Here is an 8,751-nt window from a genome sequence, read left to right on the forward strand (position 1 = left end):
GATTAAACTCAAGACATAACTGCGATTATGCTATCTGTTTGTGATATTAACCAACGGTTTTAAGCCATTCTTGAAGGGTAAAAAGGCGTTTATCTATAAAAAAACTGGATACATAATCTTTATTAGTTATGCTCCAGTTTTTACAAATCCATCTTTACCTTCATTATAAACGGTATTCACCAATTCATCAACAAATCCTTCCTCTGTTTCTTCCATAATATTAACGGTAGGTTCTATCCCTTCTATTACAGTTTCATCAGCAACATTATAATCTGCATCTACTACTTCATCATTTATCATATTAAGGAACAACCTTTTTCTTTCTTCCTCTTGAGCCTTTGTATCAAATATAATTTCTTTCCTTTCGCTCCACTCATCACGTTTACGGTTCTTCAACCAAAATGCTTGTGCAGTGGGGTTAGGAGGCATATACTTCTTTGTTTTCTCAATTCTTGTCCTTTTCTTTCCATTTTTATCCTCTTCAATTACTGTTTTTATTTCCTCATATTCATATCCAAGAGCAGTTTTTAAAAGTGCGTTTTCAACTTTTGTATCGATAACAGACTTCGATGCATGGACTAACTCTAATAATACTGCATTATTTTTTTGACAATCATACCATGTACTTTCGGGTATGCCTAACCTTTGGCATATAATATCATTTGTAAGACCTTCTTCACACCATTTCTGAATCTCCAAAAGTCGTGGCTGTATTACTGTTGCATATTTATTTGTTTTATTAGGAATACCTTTCCTAGTCATCACCGCACCTCCAACTTTCAACGTAAAAAAGAGCCATATTACTGGCTCAATACTAATTTAAATTTCTATATATTTCTATAAACCTGCATTATATAATCTACAACTATCTCTATTTCTTCTTCACTTTTTAGTATTACTTCATACCACTCTTTTCCATTATAAGTATGTTTGTCTAACCTATAAACTTTTACTTTATCATTTTGTAGAATGTTATATCCATCTGTTCTCAAATGGATTTTTATTAAATCTTCTCTTGTTTTTAGCTTTATTAAGCAATAATTAAGTTTACTGTTTTTTCCTGTATGCTCTATAAAAAACCTATAATCTGGAGTATCAGTTGAATTATGATTTAATAATTTTTGGTCACATTCAACTATTAGCTTACTTAAAATCACCTGAGAATTAAGAGACATTTTTTCATACTGATTCTTAAATTTAGTAGCTGTTAAATCTATGCTCATTTTACCACCCCTTTACTGATGATTTTATATCAAAAAAAAGATATATACAAGCTTAAAAAGGAGCTTCATCAGCCCCATCTTACTACTTCACTATTCCAATCTTTTCATCAAACTCATCAACCAAGTTCTCATCTAATCCCCAAAACATAACCAAGTCTTCATATACTTCCCTCAGCCTTTTCAAATCCTCCTTGGCATCATCTTCTCCAGCCACACATATTTTTTCCTTACCTGTAGCAAGTAAGCCTTTCAAGGTTTCCTTAATCAAATATTCAGTTTTCATATATACTCCACCTTTCATAATTGTGCTAGCTAACACATTAGCTCTGAACCAATCTAAAAGTAAAGTTTATATTTATACCGACTAAACGATTATATACCTTCGCCCACATTGCGACTAAATAAGAAGGTCGAGTATTAGCACTACCTTCCAATGTATATTGCAACACAAGCCCTCACAACGCAAGAAAAAGGGAAGCTTATTTGCTCCCCAGTTCATTCTTCAGTTACAACTTCAGCTTTCTCTATAGGTTTACTTCCACTTCGAAAAGCTCCATTGCCTACTAACCTTTCAAGCAATATCTTCCTAGCCATCTTATATTCATCACCAATCATTCCAAGTCTTATTAACCAAGTCCTCATGCTGAATTTATCATTATCAGTAAGACTCACTTTTGCTGAAGCATACTTTAAGCTTTTTGCGGTTTTGCTTAATAATTCTGCAAATTGAGTATATACCATTATTTTTTCAGCATCAGCTTTTTCATGTAAGAATTTAAAGCCAATGCTCATATTATTAAAATCAAACTCAATCCCTTTACAGTTTTCGTTTTTCATATTAGCAATGGTTGTTTTAAAATCCTCTAAAGTTTCAATACTTGATTCATTAATACCAGTTATAAAATCCTCATTAATAATAACTTCTGTAAGCCCTAATGCTTTTTTTATGAGTACTTGTTTGCTGTAAATCATATGCACAAGGTTTCTCAGTGAAACTCCTGTATGACCTTCCATTGGAATTACTATTTTAGTATCTGTGTTTTTAAGCTCTGTAACAGTTTCTTTTTTCTGTCCCTGCTCATTAGATTTAATTATTTCTTCTTCAACAGTTCCATTTAATAATACTTCAAGTTTTAATTCCTCACCTTTTGAATTTATAATCTTACCTTCTCTATCAATATTTATAATTCCTTCTGCTGTTTCTATTTGGTATGCAAAACTTGGTGCTCCCATATACTGTGGCTTCACTTCAAAATGCTCACCTAATACTTTTACAATTTCTTTTCTATCCATATAAAAACCCCTCCAAATTGTGTTTGTTGAGTCCATTAATCACTCTACTAACACATTAAGTCAATATTAATGAAGGGATAATAAAAAACAATCAAAGGAATTTATCTCTCCACTGATTGCTCATTCTTTAATTCCGAATATTTATATTGTTTACCATCTCTTTCAATAACAACATTATCACCATTGATTCCATCTTTATAATTAATCCATCGTTCAATTATAACTTGGCAGTATTTCGGATCAAGCTCTGAGCCATAACAAATTCTATCTGATTTATCAGAAGCAAGCAGAGTAGTTCCACTGCCAAGAAAAGTATCCACAACAACATCTCCATATTTACTTGCATTTTTAATAATGTACTCAATAAGTGGTAGTGGTTTCATTGTTGGATGTTCACCATTTCTTTGAGGCTTATCAAAATTCCAGACTGTGCTTTGTTTTCTATCACTATTCCAGTAATGAGTTCCTGTAGGTTTCCACCCAACTAAACAAGGTTCATGTTGCCAATGATAATCCTGCCTTCCCATTACAAAAGTGTTCTTAACCCATATGCAACATTGTGCTAACTTAAATCCTGAATCTATAAATGCCTTTCTAAATATATGACCTTTACTGTCCGCATGAAATGAATACAATGAACATCCATCATCGGCTATATCATAAAGAGTCTTATGTGCTTTAAGTAAAAAATCATAAAACTCCTCATCATCCATGCTATCATTTTGAATTGTTAAAGCATCTTCAGTTTTCCCAACATAGCTTACTCCATAGGGAGCATCAATAACGATTAGCTTTGATTTTTTTCCATCCATCAACTTTTCTATATCTTCTAACTTTGTGGCATCACCGCAAATAACTCTATGCTTGTTAAGGAGAATAATATCTCCTGTTTTAATTACAGGATTTTCTGGTGGCTCTGGAATTTCTTCTTCCTGTTCATCTTTTGGCATATATTCATCCCATAGCTTTTCGGCTTCCTTCATATCAAAACCTGTAAGCTCCACATTGTAATCTTCCTCTTTTAAATCATCTAGTAATTTTGCCAATGCTTCAAAATCCCATTCACCAGATATTTTATTTAAAGCTACATTCAATGCCTTTTCTTTAGTTTTATCAATTTCAATAACAACACAATCAACTTCATCGTAACCTAGCTCTTTTAATACCTTTGCTCTTTGATGCCCGCCTACAATAGTATAATCACTGTTTACAATAATAGGTTCAACATACCCAAATTCAGTAATACTGTTTTTTATTTTATCAAATTCTGCATCCCCAGCTTTCAAGTCTTTTCTAGGATTATAATCAGCATGTTTAAGGTCTGTTATCTTTATTTTTTTAAATTCCATATTAATCTCTCCTCTCAACTAAATAAAAGAGACACCCTTAATGGATGCCCCTAGTTCAAATTTCATTTATACAATTAATAGTTCCTTCATTTAAATTTATAACCACTTTCTCATTACTTGCTTCAATGCATTCAAGCAAATTTAACTTCTTGTTATAGCATAGGTCTACGATATCTACAAAGCACAAAGTATCCTCAGATTTTTCACTATATACTTCATTATCCATTATGTATAAGTCATTATTTTTATGTCTTTTTAATAGGTTTATAATATAAATTTCTTCTGGACTAGCTTTATGGAAATCTAATTTATTGTGATTACTGTTAAGATAAATTGCACGACCTAAGTATTCAAACTCAGGTATATTATCTTCAACCTTTACGGTCATAATATTATAATCATAGTCATTCACATAGATATTTAAGAAAAAGCTATTTGTAGACCATGCTGTTTCTATTTTGTTTTTAAATCCGATTTCTTCAATAAAATATTTTCTTACCATTTCTGCAATCTTTCTATTTGTTTCCATAATAATAATTCCTCCTGCGATTTTAATATTTGAGTAATAAAAAAACTGCCTACTCTTATATGAATAGACAGTTATAATAATTTTACCATTGATGTTTTATTTTACAGTAACTTCCACCATAGTGGGTGTGGAACATTATTTCTTAGTGGATAACAAGGCTTAAGCCGCAGTTAGACGCTTAGAAATAACTTGCCCACTTATTATATTAATGTATAATACCTATAATGATTTTTATTACCCTCATTACTCCCCTGTAAATATTCTTCTTATTCTTTGACCCAGCATTGTACTCATTCTTCTAACTACAACTATGGATTATTTGTCGTGACCATGTCCCTCCAATAATCCAAGTTTCCGTAAGAGCGAAGTAAGCACAACGTTACCGCCAAAGAAAAGAAGCAAAAGAAAGCGGTTATTTATTATTATTTTTATTTTTTGATTCTTTTCCATTGACAATAATATTAATGTTATGTTATAATTAATTTATGTGTAAACGGTAATATTTAAAATGTCTCTTGGATGGCTTGTTTGTTACGTTTGAGAGTATTATTTGTGTTTTTTTGTCCAAGTTCCCTATATATAGTATATATAGGGAATTTGTAATTATTTTAATTAAAATAGGCTATAAACCTTTATATATCAACTGTTTTAGCCTTTTTAATTTTCTTACTTTTAAATTTTAATTATTAATTCCTTATCTTTTATATAACATCTCAGTTCTTTTAAATCCATTTTTCCTAATAACCTTGTATTTAATTCACTTACATCTCTAATAGATAACACATTGCATATCCATCTAAGTTTTATTTTTAAATTTGATTTATACTTTTGAACAATTTTTACGTTTTTATTTTTATATTCCCATTTTTCATTATCATAAATACCTGCTTTTAAATCTTTTATTAAATCAGCTACACAATCTATTTTAAATTTCTTTTTTCCCGATTCTATAGGAATAATATTGTTTAGCTGTAATTTAACAATATCAATCGAATTATAGACATTACTCATAATAAAGAAATTTCCTTTAGGCTTCTTATTTCTTGCTATACGTTTCATTGCTTGATAAAAATATGAGGTAATTTCATCTTCCATTAATTTTGTAAGCTCTCCATGTTTAAACTGACATTGATACCTTTTTCCAGTTGAAATAAACATCTCATCATCAGTTAGATGCTTATTTGTCCAATATTCATATAAAAACACATAATAGGCAAAACTCATGCGTGGTGTCTGAATTATAAAGCAGTAATTATAATCTTCCCAATCATTTTTACCTTTCATATTTTTAAAATTAGTGAATTCTATATTATATTCTTCTATTTCTTCAGCAGTAAAGAAATCTTCCTTTAACGCTTTACATTCCTTATCATTTGTTAAAACAAGTACTTTATTATGCTCCTGGTCGATAGGCGCTTTCTCCTTTATATATTCGTATATATCAGTTCTAAATTTCGTTAAATCCTTTTTTTTACTACTAGTTGATGTATTATTATAATCAATATTTAAATTACACTCTGAATGGTCAATTATTCTTTCTGTATCAACCACATTAAAGAATTCTTTATTTAATAAATATAGTGAGTGAAACTTTGACGAAGCATCTAACCATATGTTATTTTTTAGTTTCAAAAACTCAAAACTACTATCATAAGTATATAAATTTCTATTTCCATTATTTGAAAGTGACAAAATTAAGTTACCATTGAGTGCTTCTCTATGCATTAATTCAACTGTGTTTATAATTTCTAATGCAGTGTCTTTATCTATTTTTACTATTTTCTCACGATTCAAGTCTTTTAATAATTGATTATCAATTGACTCTAACTTTTCTCTTAAATAATTAACTGCAGCACTCAATTCCTCTTCTGCTAGGCTTATAAAATTATCTTCAATAACATCTATCTTATGCATTTGATTCTTGTACTTAGCATTGTTTTTAGATGCATTAATCCAATTTATTCTGTTTTGTATAAGCTTTAATAATGGTTTTGCTATAGCACTCCATTTCATATTTAATTGTTTATTCTGAGTTTCTATAAAAAGTGTTTTGATTAATTCAAATTTATAATTATTAAACTCAACAAATGAATCATCAACATTATCAATTTGTTCATCAATAATAAGTGTTGTAAAATTTTGTTTAATTGCTTCTTTAAATTTTACATGAATAACATTTTCAGAACCACATAATTTAATATACATCGCATGAGTTATTACAATTACTGACTTTTCAATACATTTTTCGTAATTATTAGTGCAATGTTCCTTATATTGTTGTGCCTCAAGAACCTCCGCCTTTCTTGTATAAGCCAACGCTACATTTGCATTAACTTTTTCATTTATAGATTTTGCTATTTTAGCACATTCTTCTGCGAATTTACTAACAAAGACAAACCTCGTATCAGCAATAAAGAGTTTACCTTTATCATTTTCAAAATAATCTGCAATTGCTGATGCTGTTCCAGTGGTTTTCCCTCTGCTTGTCTCAATAGAATTTACTAAAAAAACCTGATTTTTACCGTTTATTACTTCACATTTTAACTTTTCTAAGTCTTTATCCACTTCGCACATCATACGTTTGCTCACCTACTTTATTTACTTGTCTAAAAGTTCTTTGAAAATAGAATAGTTCCCCATAGTTTCTCTTAATTTAGGTGACTCATTAAAAATATAAATTTTCCTGTTTGGGTCTTTTAAATCTGGCTTTTCAGTTATTTTCCCAAATCCATTAAACATGAGCCACCCACACATTCTTGATTGAGTAATTACTATTGTTTCATTATTCATAACATTTCCTCCAATACCCTACAAATTGTGAAATAGATATATTTTTTATTATCCATCTATTCCACAAAAGTGGGTCTGGAAGATTTACACTTGGTGAACTAGCACTTCAGTGCGTAGTGAGCCTTAGTGTAAGCTTGCCCACTAAATAATTATTTCTGTTGCTGTTAATTTTAAACTTTTCTTAGTTTTAGCTATATCAACCAGTATTTCAAATTTAATACTGCTGGATTTCAGTAAATTATATTCATTAATCTGAATCCAATCATCGAATACTTCCAGTATATATTTTTCATCTTTCACCAAAATAACTTTATTATCAACTACCTTAACGTCAAAAGAGACCTGTCCATTAATTTTCAATTCTGTCTGAATTAACGCTGTAACTTCGGCATCTAATACTTTTACTCTTACATCATTTTTAACATCTATTACTCTTAATCTTTTCTTCTCTTCTAAATGCAGATTCTTAACTATATTGTTGTTATCAATAGCATCAATTTTAATTTTCTTATATTTCTCATAAAGATAAGTTATATCCCCATCTGCAACCTTTCTATATACATATCTTTCAGACTTTATTTTATTATTCAAGTAATAAAACACAGGATAAAATAAATTGATTATAAAATCCTCAGTGCAATTCTTCATATTTCCAATAGAATTAGATACAGTTGCTAACTCATATTTATTTAATATCCCCTCAGCAATAACAATATATTTAGCATCAACTTCCTTATACTGCTTATATTTTTCAGATTTAAAAGATTTTATTTTTGCTTCACACTCATCCTCTTCCCATTGACCCCAACAGGAATTATCTATCATTTCGTCTCTATATCTAGTTTCTTTTCTTGATTTTTTATAACACTCTGTATTAATAGTTTTTCTTTCTTCTGTATAATCCTTGTATATCTTTTCTATATCTTCATAGCACACATTATATTCTTTTTCAGCATAATCCCCATTTATTAACTTTTTCTGTATTAACTCTGCTTTATTATCAAACTTAGTAGTAATGGCTCTTATTTCATTTAACAACTTATCTTTTATAATATGGGAAATTTCATCTAACAGCCCAAATGTATAAGAATAATATTTTATACTTACATTTTCTTTATTCTCTTTATACTGCAAGAACCAAGCCTTCCTACTATATTTAGTATTTATTAATTTCATATCTGCCTTGCTTGGGAAATATAGAGTCTTAGGAGCATCTATGCTCACCATTGCATTATATAAAACTACATATATATCCTTCTCATTTTCATAGAATCTCTGCTTAATAAGTTCTCGATGTTGCTCCGTTGCCTTATAAGTGGTAATCCATTCTCCACTCTCTAATTTCTCACTTTTTTCTTTTGCATATGCCTCTTTAGCATCTTTTTCATTTTCGGTAAACCTATCATTTAATTCAAATTTTTTACTTACTGGTGCTAGAATAGAAATAGTACAATAGAAATTGAGAAAGTTCCTGATAAGTATTACAATAAAGATAATAGATGGAGGGACTTAATCATGAGAAAACAACACGATAAACAATTTAAAGAAGATGCTGTCAAATATTATA

Annotated in this window: 9 protein-coding genes; all 9 read right to left on the minus strand. The window is 29.6% G+C overall.

Annotated elements, in window-relative coordinates; genetic code table 11:
* Positions 1-126: 126 nt before the first annotated feature.
* Positions 127-762, minus strand: coding sequence for a transposase (locus tag JJD95_RS12860; RefSeq protein WP_291643429.1), 636 nt, complete (start codon positions 760-762; stop codon positions 127-129).
* A gap of 65 nt (positions 763-827) precedes the next feature.
* Positions 828-1,223 carry a hypothetical protein gene (locus tag JJD95_RS12865; RefSeq protein ID WP_291643430.1) on the minus strand — a complete coding sequence of 132 codons (396 nt, stop codon included), beginning with the start codon at positions 1,221-1,223 and terminating at the stop codon, positions 828-830.
* Between the two features lie 82 nt (positions 1,224-1,305).
* On the minus strand, positions 1,306-1,506 hold the full coding sequence (locus JJD95_RS12870) for a hypothetical protein (protein ID WP_291643431.1): 201 nt from the start codon (positions 1,504-1,506) through the stop codon (positions 1,306-1,308).
* Positions 1,507-1,718: 212 nt separating this feature from the next.
* Positions 1,719-2,516 carry a virulence-related protein gene (locus JJD95_RS12875; protein WP_291643432.1) on the minus strand — a complete coding sequence of 266 codons (798 nt, stop codon included), beginning with the start codon at positions 2,514-2,516 and terminating at the stop codon, positions 1,719-1,721.
* Between the two features lie 101 nt (positions 2,517-2,617).
* Positions 2,618-3,865: a site-specific DNA-methyltransferase gene (locus JJD95_RS12880; RefSeq protein ID WP_291643433.1), complete on the minus strand. Its 1,248-nt coding sequence runs from the start codon at positions 3,863-3,865 to the stop codon at positions 2,618-2,620.
* Positions 3,866-3,920: 55 nt separating this feature from the next.
* Positions 3,921-4,394 carry a hypothetical protein gene (locus JJD95_RS12885; RefSeq protein ID WP_291643434.1) on the minus strand — a complete coding sequence of 158 codons (474 nt, stop codon included), beginning with the start codon at positions 4,392-4,394 and terminating at the stop codon, positions 3,921-3,923.
* A gap of 672 nt (positions 4,395-5,066) precedes the next feature.
* Positions 5,067-6,971, minus strand: coding sequence for a hypothetical protein (locus JJD95_RS12890; RefSeq protein ID WP_291643435.1), 1,905 nt, complete (start codon positions 6,969-6,971; stop codon positions 5,067-5,069).
* A 21-nt stretch (positions 6,972-6,992) separates the two neighbouring features.
* Positions 6,993-7,184: a hypothetical protein gene (locus JJD95_RS12895; RefSeq protein WP_291643436.1), complete on the minus strand. Its 192-nt coding sequence runs from the start codon at positions 7,182-7,184 to the stop codon at positions 6,993-6,995.
* Between the two features lie 141 nt (positions 7,185-7,325).
* A complete protein-coding gene (locus JJD95_RS12900) occupies positions 7,326-8,411 on the minus strand; it encodes a hypothetical protein (RefSeq protein WP_291643437.1) in 1,086 nt (361 codons plus the stop codon).
* Between the last annotated feature and the right edge of the window lie 340 nt (positions 8,412-8,751).

The sequence above is a fragment of the Clostridium sp. genome, assembly GCF_016650035.1.
Classification (GTDB): Bacteria; Bacillota; Clostridia; order Clostridiales; family Clostridiaceae; genus Clostridium_AD.

Bases quoted from the DNA above. Each gene is read 5' to 3' on its own strand.
- JJD95_RS12890 (WP_291643435.1), bottom strand. From the start codon at position 6,971: ATGATGTGCGAAGTGGATAAAGACTTAGAAAAGTTAAAATGTGAAGTA.
- JJD95_RS12860 (WP_291643429.1), bottom strand. From the start codon at position 762: ATGACTAGGAAAGGTATTCCTAATAAAACAAATAAATATGCAACAGTA.
- JJD95_RS12870 (WP_291643431.1), bottom strand. From the start codon at position 1,506: ATGAAAACTGAATATTTGATTAAGGAAACCTTGAAAGGCTTACTTGCT.
- JJD95_RS12865 (WP_291643430.1), bottom strand. From the start codon at position 1,223: ATGAGCATAGATTTAACAGCTACTAAATTTAAGAATCAGTATGAAAAA.
- JJD95_RS12885 (WP_291643434.1), bottom strand. From the start codon at position 4,394: ATGGAAACAAATAGAAAGATTGCAGAAATGGTAAGAAAATATTTTATT.
- JJD95_RS12900 (WP_291643437.1), bottom strand. From the start codon at position 8,411: ATGGTGAGCATAGATGCTCCTAAGACTCTATATTTCCCAAGCAAGGCA.
- JJD95_RS12895 (WP_291643436.1), bottom strand. From the start codon at position 7,184: ATGAATAATGAAACAATAGTAATTACTCAATCAAGAATGTGTGGGTGG.
- JJD95_RS12875 (WP_291643432.1), bottom strand. From the start codon at position 2,516: ATGGATAGAAAAGAAATTGTAAAAGTATTAGGTGAGCATTTTGAAGTG.
- JJD95_RS12880 (WP_291643433.1), bottom strand. From the start codon at position 3,865: ATGGAATTTAAAAAAATAAAGATAACAGACCTTAAACATGCTGATTAT.